The organism is uncultured Succinivibrio sp., from assembly GCF_902756765.1.
In the GTDB taxonomy this organism is placed as follows: domain Bacteria; phylum Pseudomonadota; class Gammaproteobacteria; order Enterobacterales; family Succinivibrionaceae; genus Succinivibrio.
In genome coordinates this window covers 67,591-86,959 of the sequence record NZ_CACVSS010000022.1, presented here as the reverse complement: position 1 = coordinate 86,959, position 19,369 = coordinate 67,591, and the positions used below count along the sequence as shown (strand labels likewise).

The 19,369-nt window shown below is 40.0% G+C and carries 19 protein-coding genes; 9 read left to right on the top strand and 10 right to left on the bottom strand.

Going from position 1 to position 19,369, the window contains the following annotated elements:
- A partial coding sequence (locus QZU45_RS05015) for a hypothetical protein (RefSeq protein ID WP_295352357.1) occupies positions 1–406 on the top strand: 406 nt, incomplete at its 5' end.
- Positions 407–788: 382 nt separating this feature from the next.
- Here QZU45_RS05015 and QZU45_RS05010 read toward each other — a convergent pair.
- Positions 789–2,141: an AAA family ATPase gene (locus QZU45_RS05010; protein WP_295352354.1), complete on the bottom strand. Its 1,353-nt coding sequence runs from the start codon at positions 2,139–2,141 to the stop codon at positions 789–791.
- Positions 2,142–2,457: 316 nt separating this feature from the next.
- Here QZU45_RS05010 and QZU45_RS05005 point away from each other — a divergent pair, with 316 nt between their 5' ends.
- The 3 genes from QZU45_RS05005 to QZU45_RS04995 are packed head-to-tail and all read left to right on the top strand — an operon-like array spanning position 2,458 to position 6,268.
- Positions 2,458–3,369, top strand: a complete 912-nt coding sequence (locus QZU45_RS05005) for a tyrosine recombinase XerC (RefSeq protein WP_295352351.1) — start codon at positions 2,458–2,460, stop codon at positions 3,367–3,369.
- Positions 3,366–4,097 (top strand): HAD-IA family hydrolase, encoded by a 732-nt coding sequence (locus QZU45_RS05000; RefSeq protein WP_295352348.1) that lies wholly within the window; start codon positions 3,366–3,368, stop codon positions 4,095–4,097. Before QZU45_RS05005 ends, QZU45_RS05000 begins: the two co-directional genes overlap by 4 nt.
- Positions 4,098–4,099: 2 nt before the next feature.
- Entirely contained in the window at positions 4,100–6,268 is a 2,169-nt protein-coding gene (locus tag QZU45_RS04995; RefSeq protein ID WP_295352346.1) for an ATP-dependent helicase, read from the top strand.
- 20 nt (positions 6,269–6,288) lie between these two features.
- Here QZU45_RS04995 and QZU45_RS04990 read toward each other — a convergent pair whose 3' ends face one another.
- Both QZU45_RS04990 and dctP read right to left on the bottom strand, forming a co-directional pair.
- Positions 6,289–6,669 (bottom strand): VOC family protein, encoded by a 381-nt coding sequence (locus QZU45_RS04990; RefSeq protein WP_295352343.1) that lies wholly within the window; start codon positions 6,667–6,669, stop codon positions 6,289–6,291.
- A 116-nt stretch (positions 6,670–6,785) separates the two neighbouring features.
- Complete coding sequence (gene dctP, locus QZU45_RS04985) at positions 6,786–7,790, bottom strand: TRAP transporter substrate-binding protein DctP (protein WP_295352340.1); 1,005 nt, start codon at positions 7,788–7,790, stop codon at positions 6,786–6,788.
- A gap of 289 nt (positions 7,791–8,079) precedes the next feature.
- Between dctP and rho the strand changes: the two genes are divergently transcribed.
- A complete protein-coding gene (rho, locus tag QZU45_RS04980; protein ID WP_295352337.1) occupies positions 8,080–9,339 on the top strand; it encodes a transcription termination factor Rho in 1,260 nt (419 codons plus the stop codon).
- A gap of 82 nt (positions 9,340–9,421) precedes the next feature.
- Here rho and QZU45_RS04975 read toward each other — a convergent pair whose 3' ends face one another.
- The gene (locus tag QZU45_RS04975; RefSeq protein ID WP_295352334.1) at positions 9,422–10,420 is read right to left on the bottom strand and encodes a D-alanine--D-alanine ligase; all 999 of its coding nucleotides are present in this window, start codon (positions 10,418–10,420) and stop codon (positions 9,422–9,424) included.
- Between the two features lie 243 nt (positions 10,421–10,663).
- Between QZU45_RS04975 and QZU45_RS04970 the strand changes: the two genes are divergently transcribed.
- Complete coding sequence (locus tag QZU45_RS04970) at positions 10,664–11,488, top strand: enhanced serine sensitivity protein SseB (RefSeq protein WP_295352331.1); 825 nt, start codon at positions 10,664–10,666, stop codon at positions 11,486–11,488.
- Between the two features lie 17 nt (positions 11,489–11,505).
- Here QZU45_RS04970 and QZU45_RS04965 read toward each other — a convergent pair whose 3' ends face one another.
- Genes QZU45_RS04965 through QZU45_RS04955 form a run of 3 tightly spaced genes read right to left on the bottom strand, consistent with a single transcriptional unit; the run spans position 11,506 to position 14,892 of the window.
- Positions 11,506–12,039 carry an ABC-type transport auxiliary lipoprotein family protein gene (locus QZU45_RS04965; RefSeq protein WP_295352329.1) on the bottom strand — a complete coding sequence of 178 codons (534 nt, stop codon included), beginning with the start codon at positions 12,037–12,039 and terminating at the stop codon, positions 11,506–11,508.
- A gap of 14 nt (positions 12,040–12,053) precedes the next feature.
- On the bottom strand, positions 12,054–13,652 hold the full coding sequence (locus tag QZU45_RS04960; protein WP_295352326.1) for an MlaD family protein: 1,599 nt from the start codon (positions 13,650–13,652) through the stop codon (positions 12,054–12,056).
- Positions 13,639–14,892: a paraquat-inducible protein A gene (locus QZU45_RS04955; protein WP_295352323.1), complete on the bottom strand. Its 1,254-nt coding sequence runs from the start codon at positions 14,890–14,892 to the stop codon at positions 13,639–13,641. Before QZU45_RS04955 ends, QZU45_RS04960 begins: the two co-directional genes overlap by 14 nt.
- A 291-nt stretch (positions 14,893–15,183) precedes the next feature.
- Between QZU45_RS04955 and QZU45_RS04950 the strand changes: the two genes are divergently transcribed.
- Entirely contained in the window at positions 15,184–15,660 is a 477-nt protein-coding gene (locus QZU45_RS04950) for a tetratricopeptide repeat protein (RefSeq protein ID WP_295352320.1), read from the top strand.
- A gap of 83 nt (positions 15,661–15,743) precedes the next feature.
- Here the strand turns inward: QZU45_RS04950 and trxA are convergent, their stop codons facing one another.
- The 3 genes from trxA to QZU45_RS04935 form a co-directional block, all read right to left on the bottom strand.
- On the bottom strand, positions 15,744–16,067 hold the full coding sequence (gene trxA, locus QZU45_RS04945; protein ID WP_074841262.1) for a thioredoxin: 324 nt from the start codon (positions 16,065–16,067) through the stop codon (positions 15,744–15,746).
- A gap of 81 nt (positions 16,068–16,148) precedes the next feature.
- Positions 16,149–16,772: a 7-cyano-7-deazaguanine/7-aminomethyl-7-deazaguanine transporter gene (locus tag QZU45_RS04940; RefSeq protein ID WP_295352315.1), complete on the bottom strand. Its 624-nt coding sequence runs from the start codon at positions 16,770–16,772 to the stop codon at positions 16,149–16,151.
- Between the two features lie 365 nt (positions 16,773–17,137).
- Positions 17,138–17,440, bottom strand: a complete 303-nt coding sequence (locus QZU45_RS04935; RefSeq protein ID WP_295352312.1) for a hypothetical protein — start codon at positions 17,438–17,440, stop codon at positions 17,138–17,140.
- Here QZU45_RS04935 and QZU45_RS04930 point away from each other — a divergent pair.
- On the top strand, positions 17,418–18,461 hold the full coding sequence (locus QZU45_RS04930) for a hypothetical protein (protein WP_295352309.1): 1,044 nt from the start codon (positions 17,418–17,420) through the stop codon (positions 18,459–18,461). The two genes, QZU45_RS04935 and QZU45_RS04930, sit on opposite strands and share 23 nt — an antisense overlap.
- A 321-nt stretch (positions 18,462–18,782) precedes the next feature.
- On the top strand, positions 18,783–19,340 hold the full coding sequence (locus tag QZU45_RS04925) for a hypothetical protein (RefSeq protein ID WP_295352306.1): 558 nt from the start codon (positions 18,783–18,785) through the stop codon (positions 19,338–19,340).
- Positions 19,341–19,369 lie beyond the last annotated feature (29 nt).

Here is a 19,369-nt window from a genome sequence, read left to right as displayed (position 1 = left end):
CATTAAAATTGATGACACTAACAGTCTAGATATCTATGGAAAGTATTTCTACCTCTATCAGGCTAGTGATTCCTTCAATGCTGGCGGTAAATATAAGCTCTCAGCTGTAAATTCAAATCGTTTACGTGTTGCTGGAAGATACACCCATGATTTTACTCCTGTAACTTCTCTTTATGGTGGAGCAGGACTAGAGCATGAATTTGACGGTAAATCAAAGCTGAAGGTAGATGATAAGGCATGGGCTAAGTCTTCTAAGACAAAAGGTACACGTGCTTTTGGTGAGATTGGTGTAGCAGTTAAGCCTGCATCCAATACAGGTCTTACTCTTGATTTCAGTCTAAAGGGCCTGTACGGTGATAACTTCAGAGGAGCATGGGCAAGTGCCGATATCAAGTATATGTTCTAAAAGCTGAATAAAAAGTCCATCATTTCAAGGATCTCAGATGAAAACTCCGACATTATTTTATTTGAGATCCTTTTTTTCCAGAACATTATTCACCAAAGCAAAACATAATCAATGCTCGTCGGACTTGATGGTTTAATAGAATAAATCTACTGATTAGCAGAATCTTTTACCTGATTTCCAAGGGAAATAATCTCACAGCTCTTTTTTAAAAGCTAATACCGATTCCATAGACTTTCTTTTATCTTCTGGAAATAAAATTTGAAGCATAATCTTTTTTGATTATCTGCTTAGTTGCAGCCTGAGCTGCATCATAGCAGTATTCAAGTTTTTCAGTTTTCTTTAACTCCAAAATACAGGAGAGTTAATCGTCAATTCATTTTTTTTAATTAAAAGCTGATACATCTATCTTATAAAACGAGGGAATATTGTCTGGTTTTTCCAAGAACATTACCATGTAAATCGGAAGGTATAGTTTGTTACCTTCAACCTGGATATTAGAGTTAGTGAATACAATTGCTCTATCAATTTTGTATTCACTATCTGCCAATATGTTTGAAAGAGCTCTATGTATTTTGTAATCTTTTCCAGACTTAACCTCAATTGGTAAAACTTTTCCTTCATAATCAATAACAAAATCCAATTCTCCTCTCTTTTTGTTATTGTAATAAAAGAGTTCATAATCTTTAGACAACAGTTCCTGAGCCACTGCGTTTTCAAATATAGAACCACAATTTATACTGTTGTCTCCGCTTATAATCCTAAGTTGAATTCCTTGAGAGTATTCAGCAGCAAGAAGACCTATATCATTCATGAACAATTTGAATAAGCTTCTGGATTTGGAAAGAATTAAAGGTATTTTTAAATCATCAATGTTATAGACAGGTATGGATACACCTGCATCCTTTAACCATAGGAAGCTGTTTTCATATCGGTCGAATTTTATATTTTTCCCAAGATCCTTAATGATAAATCTCTTGTTAGGGTTATTAAGTTCAGGAGCAATTAGATTAAAAATTTCAATTATTGATAATCTGTTTTTGTCATCGTATTTACTTATGTCCTTTCTGTAAAGATTTAGGATTTGTTTCTGAGTTGATAAAACTTCCTGAAGATTGTTGGTTTCAATATATTTTTTTACTACAGCTGGCATTCCTCCAACAACTAAGTAAAGTCTGAATAATTCCATCATTTTCTGATGAACGAATTCGTCTATAGGTGATAGATTTATATAGGATTTTTTTAGCGACTCAATAATATTCTGTCCAATCCCAAGATTTGAGAAGAATTCTTCAATAGAAAGAGGATACATTCTCTTAATCGTGAGATATCCTACAGGAGCTGATCTTAGATTGTTGAGCTCTATTCCCAACAGTGAACCACTTAAAACGTAACGGTAGGATCCTTCTTCAACAAGAAACTTAATGTATGTCAGTATTTCAGGACACACCTGAACCTCGTCGAAAAATATGAGTGTAGAATTTTTTTTGAGAGACTTTGTAGTAAAAAGAGATAATCTTGCTAACAGATCCTTAGAATTCTTTAAATTCCTGAATAACGATACTGCTTCAGGTTGCTCAATAAAATTTATTTCGATGAAACTCTCATATTTTTTTCCATACTCTCTAATTGAGTGTGTCTTTCCAATCTGTCTTGCTCCTTCGATTAAAAGGGCTGTTTTGTTGCTTTCAAAATGAGTCTTTAGATAATGGTCTATTTTTCTTTTAAGAGAATTCATGCTTATCGCCTGTTTTGCTGGATCTTTGTTATATTATAGTTTTATTTTGCCCACTTTTCCAACTATAAACAGGGGGTATTTTGCCCACTTTTCCAACTATAAACAGGGGTATTTTGCCCATTTATCCAACTATAACAGGAGTGTTTTGTCCACTTTTCCAACTATGTGTACTAGTCATGTGAAAAATATGAATTAAATTCAGTGTTAACTCAATTTGTTTTTTGGGTTGCCTGATTGAAAAAAAGAAGTCATACTTTTGAATAGTAATATTGAAAGATGTCTATCTAAATTAAGCGGAAATTTCTGAAAGTGTAATATGTTAAAAGATTTTATTGACAGGTATTTAGATAAACTTCGTTTTGAGAAACGGGCAAGTCAGCATACTATAGAATCTTATCAGCGTGTTCTTACTAAAGCTCTGGAGGTTCTGGAGCGCGAGTTTTCTGATCTTAAAGAATGGAAAGACGTAAAACTCGAACAGATGCGAGTAATTCAGAGAGAATTTAATTTTGATGCTGATCTGAACAAGCTCAACAATAATTCTGTTGCCCATGATCTTTACGCCTTAAGTTCCTTTTTCAAATTTCTCGTATCCATTGAAGAAATCCCAGATAATCCTTTTTCACTGATAAAAGCGCCCAAGATCAAAAGACATCTGCCAAAGATACTCTCTTTAACAGAGATAGATGCCATTCTGTCATTGAACCCGGAAACAATATACGAGAGACGTGATCTTGCTATTGTTGAACTGCTGTTCTCCTCTGGTCTGCGTGTTTCTGAACTGGTTGGTCTTGATCTTGAGGATTATGACGAATTTGTTCAGGAAGTAAGAGTGCTGGGAAAGGGCAGCAAGCAGAGAGTGGTTCCTGTTAATGACAGTGCTATTTCAAGAATAAATGACTATCTTCTGATTAGAGAAAGTTTTGAGCCTAAAGAGCCTGCTCTGTTTTTAAACCGTTTCGGTTCAAGACTGACTACCCGTGCTGTAGAGCAGAATCTGATGAAACTGTGTGACAAGGCCAGTGTTACCACTCATCTTAACCCGCACAAGCTCAGACATTCGTTTGCAACAGAACTTCTGCAGGGAGGTGCGGATCTGCGCTCGGTTCAGGAAATGCTGGGGCATGCCAGTCTTGCTGCAACACAGATTTATACTCATCTGGATTTTGAACATCTAAAAGCCGTATATAATAACTCTCATCCATTAGCATCCAGGAAAAAGAATTGAAATTTTTAAAACAGATTGATCTCAGTAAGATTAAAGTCCTTTCCTTTGATTTAGATAATACCCTTTATGACTGTGAGACGGTTTTACGTAAAGCTGATGCCTGGTTCACCCAGTACCTCTGCGACACCTACGGTTTAGGCGGGGCCTGTCTTAAGTATGACTACTGGTCACAGGTTAAGGCTGAGGTTCTTCATGATAATCCTGCTCTTGCCGACGATGTTACCCTTTTGCGTGAGGTAAGTCTGGTTGAGGCCTTCAAGCGTCTTAAGATCCCTTTAAAGAACGGCCTTGATGAGGCCAGAGAACTTGTTGATCTTTTTGTAGATCACCGTTCGGCCGGATTTGTTCATCAGGATATCTATGATATGCTTGCCTCTCTCAGCGAGAAATATCCGATGATTGCGCTTTCAAACGGAAATCTTAAGCCTGAAAAAATCGGTCTTGAAAGTTATTTTGAGCGCGATATCCGTCCTTCTGTAGGAGGTCTGCGCAGAAAACCCTATGCAGATATGTTCATAGAGTGCGCTAAATACAAAAATGTTAAAATAGATGAAATACTTCATATCGGTGATGATCCTTTCACCGATGTTTATGGAGCTGTTCAGTCCGGCTGTAAATGTGCCTGGGTATACAAAGGCTACACCGGTATTTCACCTGATGAAAAGCAGCTTAAGGTGCTGCCTGATATTCTCCTGGACAATGTTCTAGAACTTAAAGATTTACTGTAAATATGCAAGACAATTCACTATACGAGTTTAACAACGGCCTATCAGAAGATGCTCTTGATGAAGATCCTCAGTCTGACAGCATTCTTGAAGGACTGAATGAATCACAGCATGAGGCTGTTTCTGCTGAGCTGCGCAATATGCTGATTATCGCCGGGGCCGGAACCGGCAAGACCAGAGTTCTGGTTTCAAGAATAGCCTGGCTTATCAAGCATTATCATATTGCTCCTCGCAACATCATGGCGGTAACCTTTACCAACAAAGCAGCTACCGAAATGCGTGAAAGACTCAGTCTGATGGTAGGCAATTCAGTTCAGTCCTCCCTATGGGCCAATACCTTCCATTCCATATGCCTAAGACTGCTCAGAGCCTATGCCCAGTATGCAGGTCTGGTTCCTGGTTTTACCATTCTCGATACTGACAGTCAGGTATCTCTGGTTAAGCGTCTGATGAAGGACATGAATATTGATACCAAGGAGTTTAAGCCTTCTGATATTGCCTCTAATATCAGCAAGCAGAAGGAAAACGGAATTCGAGCTCTGGCCTACAGCAAGATGGTTTCCGCAAAGTCTCCTGATCATGTGAAAATTACAGACCGCGTCTACTCCGTTTATGAGAAGGTCTGCAACCAGGAAAACTCAGTAGATTTCAGTGAACTGCTCTTAAGAACCGTTGAACTTCTGGAAAACAACCGTGAAATCCGTGAGCTTCAACACCGCCGATTCAAAGAGATTCTGGTTGATGAGTTTCAGGACACCAACTCAATCCAGTACCGCTTCCTGCGTCTGATCGCAGGTCCTGATTCACATGTGCTGGTGGTGGGTGATGATGATCAGTCAATCTATGGCTGGAGAGGCGCTGATGTCGGCAACATGAGAAAGTTTCTGGAAGATTTCTCAGATGTTAAGCAGGTGCTCCTGGCTTTGAACTACCGTTCCACTCAGAAAATCCTGGATGTTGCAAATACCATTATCGGCTTTAACAGTGACCGCCTGATGGAGAAGGTTTTAAAGGGTAATTTCGGTGAGGGTGACAAGGTTAAAATCCTGAACTGCGCCAACAATAAGGTTGAATCTGCTACTGTTACCGACAGAATTGCCACACTGCATGATTCCGGAGTTGATTACCGAGATATCGCCATTCTGTACCGTAACAACTATCTTTCACTGGATTTTGAGCAGAACCTTTTAAGAAAGCATATTCCCTTTGTTATTTACGGTGGACAGAAGTTCTTTGAGCGTGCCGAGATTCTCGATGCCATCGCCTATATGAGAATTCTCGTGAATGAGGATGACGATACCGCATTACTTCGAATCATCAATACTCCTTCAAGAAAGATTGGACCTAAGGTAGTTGAAGGACTCAGAGTCATTGCCAACGAGAGAAACTGTTCTCTGATCAGGGCCATGCGTCTTCTGGAGGCTCATGTAAATTCAGGGAATGTTGATAAGACCCTAAGCTCTCTTTATAAAAAGATTTCTGTATTCTATGAGCTTTTCAAGGCTCTGAATGAGAAAAGACAGAATATGAGTCTTTCTGCATTTGCAGATGAGATGCTCAGAATGACAGGCCTTTATAAGTACTATCAGGAAAAGGACTTCAAGGATGGCAAGGATACCGAGGAACACTCCCGTTATGCCAACCTTGGTATGCTGATTTCCAATATAAAGGAATTTGAAGCGGCTCCTCCTGCTGAGGATGACTCTACTGAGGAAAATACCTCTGAGGCTGAGTCTGCAACAGAGAAGGAAAAGAAAACTGAAGATCCTCTTTTAACCTATTTGTCCAACATCACACTGGTTTCAACCGGTGAGCTTAATGAGGAGGGCGGTACCTCCAATGTTGCGGATGCGGTTAATCTGATGACAATGCACGCCTCTAAAGGTCTTGAGTTCAAATATGTATTTCTGGTAGGTTTTGAAAAGGATATTCTTCCATCAAGACTCTGTGCCTATTCAGATAAATCTCTTGCAGAGGAGAGACGTCTGGCATACGTAGGTGTGACCCGTGCCAAGAAAGCTCTGTTCATCAGCTATGCTCAGGTCAGAAGCATGTTCGGTAACTCGGAACCTACAGGTGCCAGCTCATTCCTTCGCGATCTGGTTCGTGAATATAAAGGAAAGCAGGATGTTCCTCTGATGATTGAGGCTGTCAAAGGATACTCCTACTACTAGTTTTGTACAGCCATTATCTGCTACTCGTGGATTTCGAGTGGCAGATTGTCAGGATCACGGAAGAAAGTCATTTTCTTATGTGTAAAGGTGTCCTCTCTGACAGGTTCGGTTTCAATTCCCAGTCGGTTAAGCTCCTTTACGGTCTCTTCCACACTTTCAACCTTAAAGGCAAGATGTCTGAGCCCGGCACTCTCCGGACCGCTGTTTCTCTCAGGCGCATCTTCCTTGATAAACAATTCTATTTCGATATCTCCGCAGGCAAGATCTATTTTCCAGTCGTTTCTGTCTTCGCGGTGATTTTCTCTGATAACCTTAAATCCCAGCAGATCAACATAGAAATGACGGGATTTATGGTAGTTCTTACCGATAAGGGCAATATGATGTACTGCATTGAAATTCATCGAAAAAATCCTGTAAGCTGAAGTTAGATGTAATCTGAAGTCCAAAAAATAACCGATATTTCAATCGGTTATTTCTAAATTAAATCATTATAACGGAAGCGGTGGAGTTCTTTGTGCTATTTTTTTTCAGTCTCCTGCGCTCCTATGGCTCTGGCTTTATCGTAAAGACTCTTAATCTCAGGTCTGGTCTTCAGCAGGTACTCATGTATAGGTGCAACTTTTTTTCTGAAGTCATCCACATTAACTTCTAAGAACTCCACTCCAAGCTGCTGAGCGCTTTTTTTTGCTTTTTTTATACTGTTTCCCCACATTGCAAATTCAACTTCCTGGGCCTCTAGTGCAGCCTGTCTGAATATTTCAAAATCCTTCTCCGGAATTGAGTACAGGAATATGGTAGAACCTACCAGCAGATCTGGAATCATCTGATGATGATCATAGGAGTAGTATTTACAGAATTCACCGTGTTTCTGTTCTACCAGTGCCAGCTCATTGTTTTCGGCTCCATCTATCAGTCCTTTTTTCAGGGCACTGTAAACCTCACCGAAGCTGATGGTCATTTCATTGGCGTTGAAAAATTCCATCATATCCTTATTGGTACGTCCGCTCTGTATACGGAAGGTCTTTCCCTTCAGATCATCAGGTGTTGAGATTGGACTTTTGGCATAGAAGCTTCTCGAACCTGCGGTAAAGGCTACAAGTGGAGTGAATCCATCCTCCTCATTCTTTGTTCCAAGCTCCTCCAGAACCTTAGGATCTGTTATAAACTTTTCATATTCATCTTCACTGGAGAACAGATAGGGAATGGAGAATACCGAATATTTTCTGTTGTATGGCTCCAGATTAGCTGAAGAGATAACCATAAACTGAACAGATCCGGCTCTCAAAAGATCGATGACCTGTTCATTGGAGCCTGCTTTCTTGTTTGGAAATATCTGAACCTCATAGATGTCACCGGCATGCCTTTCAACATAGTCTTTGAAGGCCAGCAAGGCAATGTGATCCGGATGAGTTTCCATCTGTGTATGAGCAACCTCAATAACCGTTTTGGCCTGAGCTCCTGAAAAAGGAAGACAAAGTGCAGCAGCAAGAACCGAAACAGTTAAATATCTAGAAAAGTTCATACATGTAAACCTATATTATAAAAATCAAACAGATACCTTTAGTATAGGTCAATAAAAGCATACAAATATTACATAGTTCGCATTTGTATAACAAAGAAGCAAACGGCATAAAAATCAAAAAAAATTGCAAACTTTGAAAAAAACTGTGTTATGATACGCCTAACGTTGAGTCCAACGTTATCACCTAGGCCTATGTGTAACGGCCTAACACGGAAAAATCCTTTTAACTTAACAATTAAGAGATCCTTCCTGCATCCCCCATGCAGAACATGATTGTAATTTAACTTATATGAATCTAACCGAATTAAAAAACACTCCTGTTGCTCAGCTCGTTCAGATGTGTGAGCAGAATGGAATCGAGAACGTTGCCCGCCTAAGTAAGAAAGAAATTATCTTCCAGCTCCTGAAAGCATCATCAAAAAACGGTGAAGACATTTTCGGCGAAGGTGTAATTGAAATTCTTCCTGACGGATTTGGTTTCTTAAGAAGTGCTGATTCTTCATATCTTGCTGGTCCTGATGATATTTATGTATCTCCAAGTCAGGTAAGAAGATTCAACCTTAGAACAGGCGACTCAATTGCCGGTAAGATTAGACCTCCAAAGGACGGCGAAAAGTATTTCGCTCTTCTGAAGGTAGATTCTGTAAACAATGACGATCCAGAAAATTCTCGTCACAAGATTTTATTTGAGAACCTCACTCCTCTGTTTGCTCAGGACAGAATGCAGCTTGAGCTGGGAAATGGTTCAAAGGAAGACCTTACTGCAAGAGTTATCGATCTTGTTGCTCCTGTAGGTAAAGGTCAGCGTGGTCTGATTGTTGCTCCTCCAAAAGCCGGTAAGACTATGCTTCTTCAGAATATTGCCCACTCTATTTCAACCAAATATCCAGAGTGCACTCTGATTGTTCTTCTGATTGACGAGCGTCCAGAAGAAGTTACCGAAATGGTTCGTAATGTAAAGGGTGAAGTTGTAGCATCAACCTTCGATGAGCCTGCAACCCGTCATGTTCAGGTTGCTGAAATGGTTATTGAAAAGGCTAAGAGACTGGTTGAGCATAAGAATGACGTGGTTATTCTTATGGACTCCATTACCCGTCTGGCCCGTGCCTACAACACAGTTGTTCCTTCATCAGGCAAGGTTTTAACCGGTGGTGTTGACGCCAACGCCTTACAGAAGCCAAAGCGTCTGTTCGGTGCCGCACGTAACGTTGAGGAAGGCGGTTCACTTACCATCATTGCTACTGCTCTGATTGATACCGGTTCTAAGATGGATGAAGTTATTTACGAGGAATTCAAGGGTACCGGTAACATGGAACTTCACCTGTCACGTAAGATTGCCGAGAAGCGTGTATATCCTGCAATTGATGTAACACGTTCAGGTACCAGACGTGAAGAGCTTATTACTTCTCCTGATGAGCTGCAGAAGATGTGGATCTTAAGAAAGTTCCTGCATCCAATGGGTGAAATTGAAGCAATGGAATTCCTCATCGACAAGCTGTCAATGACCAAGACCAATAATGAGTTCTTTGATGTTATGAAACGCGGCTAAAGCTTAGCGTCTTCAAATAAAAACCCCGATTTAAAAATCTAAACCGGGGTTTTGTTTATCTTAAAATTCTCTTTTCTGTCTTCTACTTCTTCTCGGAAATAGCTTTCTTTACAGCCTTTGCAAGAAAGTCAGACATAACGTCACCATTGTGCTCAAGCATCTTAGGGAACATTGAAATAGGTGTTGCGCCAGGGAAGGTGTTGATCTCATTGATAAGTATGCCATCTTCCTTTGACAGGAAGAAATCAATTCTTGAAAGATCACGAAGCTTCAGACCTACAAAGGCTCGGCGGGCCATATCCTGAATGGTGCGGATATCCTCTTCAGACAGATTTTCTGGGGTTACAGTGGTAATGGTGCCTGAATCCTTTGAATACTTCTCATCAAAAGTATAGAACTTGTTGTCTGGAATAATAATCTCTCCAGGACGTGACAGTTTCAGTTCGCCGTTGATTTCGTAGGCTGCAACCTCAAGCTCACGGTGAATGATGTTCTTCTCCAGAATAACTTCGGAGCTGAACTGGAATGCTTCGGCAATGCTGTCCCAGACATCATCACGCTTGGTTACATGATAGCAGCCTACGGATGAACCCTGACTTGCAGCTTTTACATAGATGTCCTGATACTTGTCAAAGAAAGCCAGAGCTTCAGCTTTGTACTTGTCATTCTGTAAAGGAATGATGGTATAAGGAGAATTTGGAATACCCAGCGCATCCAGATACAGCTTGGTGGTGATCTTGTTGAAGCAGTAACGGCTGGCCTCTGCCTTGCAGCCGATATAAGGAATGTTGTGAATCTCAAGGAAAGACTGGATATCGCCGGTCTCACCAGGAATACCGTGGATGCAAGGTACTACACAGTCGATCTTAATATCCTTTCCGTCAACTGAGAAGATATTGTCGCCAAGGAAAATACCGTTTTTGTTCTCGTCAACTATAAACTTGTGATTATGAATTACGGCTTTGGTAACTGAGAATTCAGGAGTTTTTTTTAACTGTTCTTCAATGAATTTTGCGCTTAGAAGTGAAATATCGTGTTCGGAACCGTCTCCGCCACATAGTAAAAGAATGTTGGTACTCATTTTTGTCCTAAATAATGTCAAATATAGCTGCAAACATCATAGACACTATAAGGTTTCCTTTCAAGATGTATTTGGGAAAATCACGATTTAAATGAGACAGATGAGCGTAATTCCATATTTTTGATCATTCTCTTCACTGTTTCTAATTAAGTTATAATCCTGTAGCGGTACTGTATGCTCTGAAAATGTTAAAGACAGAATAATGAGTTAAACATCAGAATAAATATAGTAAGGCCTACCGTTATGAATATCGATGTAAACAAACCGGTTGAAAATCCAGAATTATCAAAACTGCTCAACGAATATAACCGCACTGACAACGAAGAAAAAAGAAACAACCTTTTAGATTATATCGCTCAGGAATTTGCTCTTAACTCCCATCTGCTCTCAGTAATCAAGGTAGACGACAACACAATCGTGGAGAAGAACGGCCAGAAGTACTTCAAGGAAGACTCAAAAATCTCCTTTGTCCAGTTTACCTCTGATGATAATCAGGTGTTTTTCCCTGCCTTTACAGACTGGAAGGAACTGCGCAAGGGTGACAGATTCAAAAATGAGTACATCAAAACTCTGATCTTGTCCTTTGATGACTACTATGCAATGGTTAAGGACAGCGGGGCAGGAGTGGTCATCAATCCTTTCAGTCATAACCTTGTGTTCTCCAACGGCAATCTTCAGTACATGAAACAGCGAAAGGACATTGTTGAAAAAGGTCACTCTGAAATCTCCGTAAAGGAAGATACGCAAGTCATGCTGGGCGAACCAAAGATTTACCCTGATGCCATGGTAAAAGCCCTGACTGAGCATTCAAAAAAAGTTAAGGAAATCAAGTCAATATGGCTCAAGCTGATGATTCGTAACGAGGAGCAGAGTTACCTTCTGGTGGTTGATTTTGCCGGAGATAGAAAGAAAATCTTCTCTGGTCTTGCTGATGCTGCAAGAGATTATCTGCCAAGCAGGATGTATATTGATATTGTCCCTTACAATGATGATTTTGGAAGAAAGGCTGCTGAAAACAGCAAGCCTTTTTATCAGAGAAAGCACAAACTGTTCGGACTATTCGGTTAATTAGTCCATTTCAGTCTTTATTTGCTTCCTTTCAGCTCTGCGATTGCCTCATGACAGATTTTGTCAAAGCCTGAGCGCAGAGCAGCAACCAGTGCATCATAACCGGCAGTCTGCTGCTCAGTTTCAAGCTGACGGCTTGCTGTTCTGATTGTCTGTCCCTTAGCATTTACCACAGAAAATGAAGCGCTTACATATATTTTTCCTGCCTCGCTACCCTGAAAACGGGATACATAAACATCGAGAGTCTGATCTCTGAGGCTGAAATTCTCCTGTTTAATGGTGTTGATTACCAGAGCCTCAAGCTGCTCATTGAGCGGCTCTGCCCAGCGGTGAAAGCGAGCTTCCCTCAGGCTGTGTTCACTAACCTGCAGTACTATTCCTCCACCGTCCAGTACAGGATTTAACTGCAGATTGATCTTATCGGAACCGGACATCATTTCAGGCTTGAGATCCTGCACCATCGAGTATCTGATCTGCGATGGGGTATCACTTGAGCAGCCTGCAAGAATCGTAGCGCATAATACCAGTCCTGTCAGAATTCGTGATTTCATTTTTGCTCTCCCGTTTAACGACGTCCAGGTACAGGATCGCCAGTAGTATCACTGAAAATAATGGAATTAGGTTTCTGTCCCACATCCTTAACTGCAGGCTTGAGATCTTTTAGGGCCTGGTTTAGCTGTATCACTAACTGGCTCATATCCTTGTATATTTTTCCCTGTGCATCAAAGCCGGCCATGGTCTTTTCAAACTGTTTAACAGTTTTGGTAAGTTCTTTTACCAGCTGCTGCTGGTTTACACTGTCCAGCGTGTTGGACATATGATGCAGTGTTTTCTGAAGTTCTACCATGGTTTTGCGAAGTTCGGAGCTGGTTTTATCCAGTTTCATTCCCTTGAGTTCAGCAAGAATGTCTCCCATCAGTCTCTGAGGAGTACCGCTTATCTCGCTCTGCATTGGTATGACGCGAATTCCGTCAAATACTTTTTCTTTTGCCTTGCACTTTACGTGGTCGCCTATTTCGATATTCAGGGCGTTTTCTCCAGAAAATATCGAGGGACTGTAGGTATTGATACAGACTTTGTTCTTATCCAGGTTGTCTATAAAGAATTTCATTGATACTTCTTCATTTTCTTCACTATAGGTGTAAAGAGATACCAGCGCGTATATATCATCATCAGGGGCAATAACATCAACATCCTCAACGCGCCATGGAACCTCTATAACCTTGCCTGCAGGTATTCCGCGATAGTAGATGTCACTGCCTGCCTCAAGTGATCCGGCATCGTGTCCGAGATTTACCAGGAAGTTAGGATAGCTCTTTAGCATTTCGTTCTCTGCGGCATTACGGTTTTCGTAGAGCTGATAGGTCTTTGAAAGATCAAGCATTTTATCGGCATCACGGTAGCCAAAGCCCTCAAAGGTGATAGTTCCCTGCAGCAGACTTAGGAGTGATTTTGTACTCAGGTTGAGTCCAGAACCATCAATCTTCAGATCGATGCCCGCATCATTCCAGAAAAAGACATTTCCCTTTAGCAGAACATCATAAGGTTTACGGATAAAGAGCTGGTATTCAAAGGTATCGGTGTGAGGATCAAGTTTTGATGTGGCTACATTGCCGACTTCTACTCCCTTGTACTCAACTACTGTTCCCTCAGGAATACTCTCTTTACCGTTTGACTTGAGGGTAACTGTAACACCGTCCTCATTGTAAGGGTTAACCGGCTGGTGCTCTTCAGCGATAAAGCGGTCAGCCCTCTTGTCAGAGGTTCCCAGGGCGATCTGGACGTAGGATCCTCCTAAAAGGGTATCAAGTCCGGATATGGAGTTGGTATCAATTCTAGGTTTTACTATCCAGAACTTAGAATCCTCTAAGAGTAAATCATCTGTATTGGGATTCATTCTGATGCCAAGTCGTACCGATTTGAGGTCATCTTCAATTTCCACTGTTTCCACGCGACCGACATTTACAGAGCGGAATTTTACCAGAGTCTTTCCTGCCTCAATACCATCAGCTGAAGGAACTATCAGTTCAACCTCCGGTCCTCTATTGAGAGTGTTATCCCACAGCATAATTGCTGTAATAATCAGGGCAAGCAGAGGAATTATCCATGCAAATGATATTTTTCGTAGAGGATTTACCTTTGCCATCTCGTTAGTGTTGCTCACAATTCCCCCTTCTGTCCCAAATCATTCTTGAATCAAACTGTTCTGCAGAAATTAAGGTCAGTATAACCACTGCACAGAATGCCACTATGGCAAATCCTGGATTAATAGTTATAAGTCCGCCGATTCTAACAACGGAAGACATAATAATTACTACAAACACATCTATCATTGACCATTTTCCAATATATTCAACCAGTCTGTAGATAAATACAAGTCTGTTTCCCTGACGGTCTTCTTTTGTTTTTTTTAAGTTGTATACCAGGAATACCAGCATCAGAATTTTTAATATCGGAATAAAAATACTTGCAATCAGAATCACCAGCGCTACAAAGCGTGAGTTCATATTCCACAGCGCTACCACACCATCGATAATATTAGAGCCGCTGTTTGCTCCCAGCAGGTCTGTGTACATAACAGGATAAAGATTGGATGGCAGATACAGAATTGTTGCGGAAATCAGGAGCGCGCAGGTTTTCTGTATGGCAGCAGGATTTCTATAATGATTGACTCTTCCGCAGCGGGGACAGACAGCTCCGTTTTCTGAGCCTGGATATTGAGCTCCGCAGGTACGGCAAACTATAAGTCCCTGTTCGTAACCTGATTTACCAGCCAAAGCTCCATGATAGTGTCCATGAGCTCTCAGGTCCCATAGACGGGCAGGGCGGAAATGCATCCAGCACCAGGCCATCATTACAGAAAAAATAATTGCAGAAAAAAATCCAAAATGAAAGGATACATGTGCAAGCGAGGTCAGTTTAATCAGACTGATAAGCACTCCCACAATGAAAACATCTACCATGCAGTAACGATGACAGAAGGAAAATGTCTTAAGGGTGAAAAGTGTCGGCTTAATGCCCAAAAGACCTACTGCAACTGCAAGAAAGAGGACAACCAGAGGCATAAATAGGGTCACCGCCATAAAAACGTAAAGCAGACCTCCCCAGTCCAGGCGTAGCGTTGTCAGTACGTTATAAAGGGACATGCCGTTGGATACACCGAACTGTTCAAGGGTCATAAAGGGCTGGGTCAGGGCTGCAAAAAGCATAATAAGTGCAGACAGCGCCATGATTCCTACTGTTTGAAGAGAGTATTCTTTTGCACGTATCAGTACCGCACCGCATCGTGGGCAGCGATAAACCTTACCTGGCTCAGGTTTAGTCGGAAGCGTCACTCCCATATCGCAGCAGTGACAGATTTCAACATAACTCTCGGACGAAGGTCCCTGTTTTTCCTCAGACAAGAATAACCTCGGTGGCAGACAAAAAAGTTGGATACAATCCTATATTAATATTTAATTTGTCAATTTTCACTTAATCATGAAAAATTTCCTGATCTAATGCAAAACTTGTTTGTAGAAATCTCATGTCTGGTCATAATTGTAGATAAAAATGAAAGAAATAGCCCTATAGATAACGTACATATAACTTCACTATATCAGTGCTATTAGAGTTAACACCCTCTATAATTTAAAATAAAAAAAGAAATAACAGTAGGGCATTTTTTTTAAGTTAATGTTTGGCTAAGGTGAGAAATGATAAGAACACTTAGTAAAGTTATTTCACTGGTACTGTGTACTATATCTTTTATGTCTGCTGCCGATGACAAGAATGAACATGAACTCCCAGTCGAACAATGCAATCAGAACTCAGCAGAAGCCTGTGAGCATATAGGAATGTACTATACTAATGTGGTTGGAGACGATTCTAAAGCTCTACCTTTTTTTCAGAAAGGTTGTGAGCTTAATGCAAAAGAATCCTGCACCTTTTCAGGAAATATTTTTGCATATGGAGCTGTGGTAGATAAGGACATGGAAAAAGCCCTGAATTACTACGAGAAAGGCTGTGAACTTAAGGATGGAATTGCCTGTAATCTGCTAGGGTCGTTTTACGAAAATGGTGAGAATGTAGATAAAGACCAGAAAAAAGCTTTTTATTATTATACGAGAGCCTGTAATGAGGGGGACTGGGCCCAGGCCTGTGAAACCTTAAAAGAGATTTCAGACAAATAAACAAAACTGAATTTGAAAAATAGTCCACATAATAAAAAAGCTTCCAGAGGAAGCTTTTTTTTCAAAAACCGTTGTAAAACATCTTAAATGTTATTCTCGATGAATGCTTTTAGTTCATTCTTTGGAAGAGCACCGATCTGACGGTTAACAATATTGCCATCCTTGAACAGCAGCATGTTAGGAATACTCATAACACCGTATTTGGCAGCGTATTCCTGGTTCTGATCGATATCTACCTTAACAAACTTAACGTTTTCCATTTCTTCGGCCAGCTCTTCAACGATTGGTCCAACCATTTTGCAAGGTCCGCACCACTGAGCCCAGAAGTCAACAAAAACAGGCTTGTCTGATTTTAAGACTTCCTCTTCAAACTGGCTGTCATCAATATGTAGAACTTTTTCGCTCATAATAAATCTCCGATAATCAACTGATTTCTATCTTATCATGAGAATTTTCCAAGAAATACAAATTGATATTAAAAATCAGTTCTAGGCGGCAGTAATTTTGCGGATGATGTATTTAAGCACTACACCGTAGGCTGGTACGAAAATAATCATATTTGCTGCCAGTTTGACCATATAGTCAAAGGTTGCAATTTCGACCCAGTGTTCAGCCATAAATGCATCATTGGTACCGCAGAATGCAACGGCAAAGAATACATAGGTATCAATCAGATTTCCCAGAATTGATGAGGAAACCGGAGCTGGCCACCATAGCTTCAGTTCTCGTAATCTCTGGAATACCAGAATGTCGCACAGCTGTCCTAGAAGATAGGCTGACAGGGATGCGATGGTAATTCTGAATACGAAGTAGGAAAACTGAGAAAGATTAGCCAGTCCCTGGAAATCACCGTGTTCAAATAGAGTTCCTATCAGATAGGACACAATCAGACCTGGGATTGTAGCCAGAAAGACGATCTTTCTTGCTCTTAATTTTCCGAAGATTCTGACTGTCAGATCAGTGGACAGGAATACGAAAGGATAGGTGAAAGTTCCTACGGTTGTAACAATTCCAAACAGATTAAGTGGAATCTGAACAGCGTAGTTACTGATAACAAGGATAATAACATGTGTAAACCAAAGCTTTTTTAAAGGGAAAGAAAATTTATTCATAGGATTTTCATTTCAGGATTGTTAAAAAAAAGAACCTAGCAGAACGCTAAGGTCCGCCGATAAGTGAGCCTATTCTAATCCTTTTCTTGATATATTTCACACTTTTTTTAAGCATAAAAGTACTCGTTGACCAGTTATTTTTTAATTATTTATTTCTCAAAGGAAAATATCTAATTTAATTAAAATTGTTAATGTAATTAAATTGTGAAATGTGACAAAAAAGGAGTGTAAAAAAATAAATAATGTTCTTCTAATCCAGCCTTAAAAACAGATTCATTTGAAACTTTTTGTAAATCTAAAAGAATCCAAGAAAAGTATTTTTTCTTAATGAACTGTGAACTATGACAACAAAAAAAGTGTTTATTTTATAATGCACCATTTCTATAATACAGCCTACATTTTGTAGTTAAATTTTTCCATGAAGATTTAACTGCTGGCAAAACAGTTATAAGTGGAACTGTGGCTCCACAATGTATTGAACATGGGGCTTTCTTTTTAATAATGAATACTGGAATAGAGCTGCTGTGTTTTTTTGAAGAAGGCAGATGGGCTATGTTCCATATGGGGTCGAGCTGAGAGCTGATCTGGAGCAGATTGAGCCTGTTAATCAATTTTTGATAAATAAGATTTCTACATGAGGTAGGTATGTCAGATAGTATTGGATCCATTTCAAACCGTCCAAGTGATATCAGTTATGTCGATAACCATAACAAAATTGAAGACAATCTAATTGATAAGCAAACAAGTAAGATTCAGGATGAATTAGCTTCTCAGGATAATATTGAGAAATTAGGCACTGGTAAAAAGCCAAGTAAGGTTGGTCGAATAATGGCCAGAATAGCCGGTGGAATTCTGCTAGGCGTAGGTCTTGCTGCTGCAGCTGCAGCTACAGTGGTTTCACTTGGTGTAGCTCCAGCCGTAATTGCAGCTGCTGCATCAGCAATCGGTGGAATTGCCGGAACCTCCATTGCAGCTGGCGTAACCGGAGCTGCTGGTATCGGCTGTCTTGCAGGCAGTTTTGTCGGAGGCCGCAGTGCAGAGGCATTTGTTGAAGGACAGCATTCAAAGCATAGTAGCAATGACAACCTTGCCATGATTACAAATGGTAAAGTTAATGGCATTAAGCAGGGAAGTGCTGAAAAGTCTGATAAGTTTTTCGGTTTGACTCGAGTCTTTAAGCATGACTCTGCAACCAGTAAAGAACTAGAGAAGCTGCTTGCAAATAAATATCAACTGAAAAATCTTATGAATTGTGCTGGCGACAATTTTCAAGAGTTTGCGCAGGCAATTGATATTACAGATCCAAAGCATCCAAAGCTTTCTAATGATGAGGATAGTCCTTTTACTTCAAAGCTGATTAGTGAGTTTGTGCTAACCTCATTCTCCATGTTAAAGTCCGCTAATTTTGAATTAACAAGGGATAATATTGCCTTGGTAAGGTATACCATAAACGTTCTTTTAAGCAAACCTGATTTTATGGGCGATTCCTATGAGAATTTCAAGGCAATGACTAATTCATCCTTCATCGATCAACTGTATGAGTTTACTGAGAAGGAAATTGAAAAGAAAAAAGATAGTTTTGCCCTTGAAGATAAGCTTAATTTAAAATATTTACTTGTCTTTAAAGCTGCATTAAAACTATCTGATGAAGATATCAAAACACTTGAAAGCCAGGAAAATATCAAATAACAACTGTTTTCTAAGAGTTAAATAGAACCAGGTGAATTTTATCGTATTCTCGTAAAATGGTTAGCCTTAAAGCTAGCCATTTTGTCATTTTCTTCGCAAGCTAGTCCAATAAATTCTCTTGTTCCTTAAGTCCTGATCGAAAGTTACTTTTTTTACTATTTAATTTTTCATTGAAAAATATTTTTTCTTATCGATTTGTGACGCATGATCCATAAAAAATTGTTTATTAAAAAATACATCTCACTATAATACACCTCCACATTGTAGTTAAATTTTTCCGTGAAGGTTTTGAATTAGCCCTCGCGGTATTAAGGAGTTTTCATGAGTGACACTGTTATCTCTCAGTCTGATGTTCAAGATGTTATGTCTGAAATGGCTAAAGTTTCAACAGAGAACCTGAAGAGAATTTTTTCAAGAGCACCTGCCAATAAAAGCTGGGAGGAAATTGAGAAGCGTTTAGCCAAAGGTGAGCTGTTAAAAGACATCTGTGAGTTAACAGATGAATATATGGAAGCTTCCTATAAGGATGCTAAAGAGAAACTGGAAAGTTCCGATTTTGCTGGAGCCAGAGAGATTTTCTCAAATCTCTGTCTATTCGATCAGAGTAAGCCTAAATACTGGGGCGGTCTGGGAAAAAGCTGTGAGAAGCTAAAGCTGTATAAGGAAGCCATTGAAAGCTTCAAGATGCTGACACTGGTAACCAACGGAGCTGAACCTCTTCCATATTTATGTCTGGGCTTCTGCTATCTGAAGAATAGGGATATACAGAATGCGCTGGAGGTTTTAGAAGAGGGCAGGGATATCTGTGATCCTTATGATCATGAGCAGAGACCTGTGCTAGAGCAGTTTGAGAATTTAATTGCAATTTGCAAAAAATAAGACTTAAAAAATTAAAAATTAATAATTAA

What these genes read in the sequence shown, in the direction of transcription:
- QZU45_RS04950 (WP_295352320.1), top strand. Translation starts at nt 15,184, where the DNA reads ATGATAAGAACACTTAGTAAAGTTATTTCACTGGTACTGTGTACTATA.
- rho (WP_295352337.1), top strand. Translation starts at nt 8,080, where the DNA reads ATGAATCTAACCGAATTAAAAAACACTCCTGTTGCTCAGCTCGTTCAG.
- dctP (WP_295352340.1), bottom strand. Translation starts at nt 7,790, where the DNA reads ATGAACTTTTCTAGATATTTAACTGTTTCGGTTCTTGCTGCTGCACTT.
- trxA (WP_074841262.1), bottom strand. Translation starts at nt 16,067, where the DNA reads ATGAGCGAAAAAGTTCTACATATTGATGACAGCCAGTTTGAAGAGGAA.
- QZU45_RS04975 (WP_295352334.1), bottom strand. Translation starts at nt 10,420, where the DNA reads ATGAGTACCAACATTCTTTTACTATGTGGCGGAGACGGTTCCGAACAC.
- QZU45_RS04940 (WP_295352315.1), bottom strand. Translation starts at nt 16,772, where the DNA reads ATGAATAAATTTTCTTTCCCTTTAAAAAAGCTTTGGTTTACACATGTT.
- QZU45_RS04930 (WP_295352309.1), top strand. Translation starts at nt 17,418, where the DNA reads ATGTCAGATAGTATTGGATCCATTTCAAACCGTCCAAGTGATATCAGT.
- QZU45_RS04965 (WP_295352329.1), bottom strand. Translation starts at nt 12,039, where the DNA reads ATGAAATCACGAATTCTGACAGGACTGGTATTATGCGCTACGATTCTT.
- QZU45_RS05010 (WP_295352354.1), bottom strand. Translation starts at nt 2,141, where the DNA reads ATGAATTCTCTTAAAAGAAAAATAGACCATTATCTAAAGACTCATTTT.
- QZU45_RS04970 (WP_295352331.1), top strand. Translation starts at nt 10,664, where the DNA reads ATGAATATCGATGTAAACAAACCGGTTGAAAATCCAGAATTATCAAAA.
- QZU45_RS04995 (WP_295352346.1), top strand. Translation starts at nt 4,100, where the DNA reads ATGCAAGACAATTCACTATACGAGTTTAACAACGGCCTATCAGAAGAT.
- QZU45_RS04925 (WP_295352306.1), top strand. Translation starts at nt 18,783, where the DNA reads ATGAGTGACACTGTTATCTCTCAGTCTGATGTTCAAGATGTTATGTCT.
- QZU45_RS04935 (WP_295352312.1), bottom strand. Translation starts at nt 17,440, where the DNA reads ATGGATCCAATACTATCTGACATACCTACCTCATGTAGAAATCTTATT.
- QZU45_RS05005 (WP_295352351.1), top strand. Translation starts at nt 2,458, where the DNA reads ATGTTAAAAGATTTTATTGACAGGTATTTAGATAAACTTCGTTTTGAG.
- QZU45_RS04990 (WP_295352343.1), bottom strand. Translation starts at nt 6,669, where the DNA reads ATGAATTTCAATGCAGTACATCATATTGCCCTTATCGGTAAGAACTAC.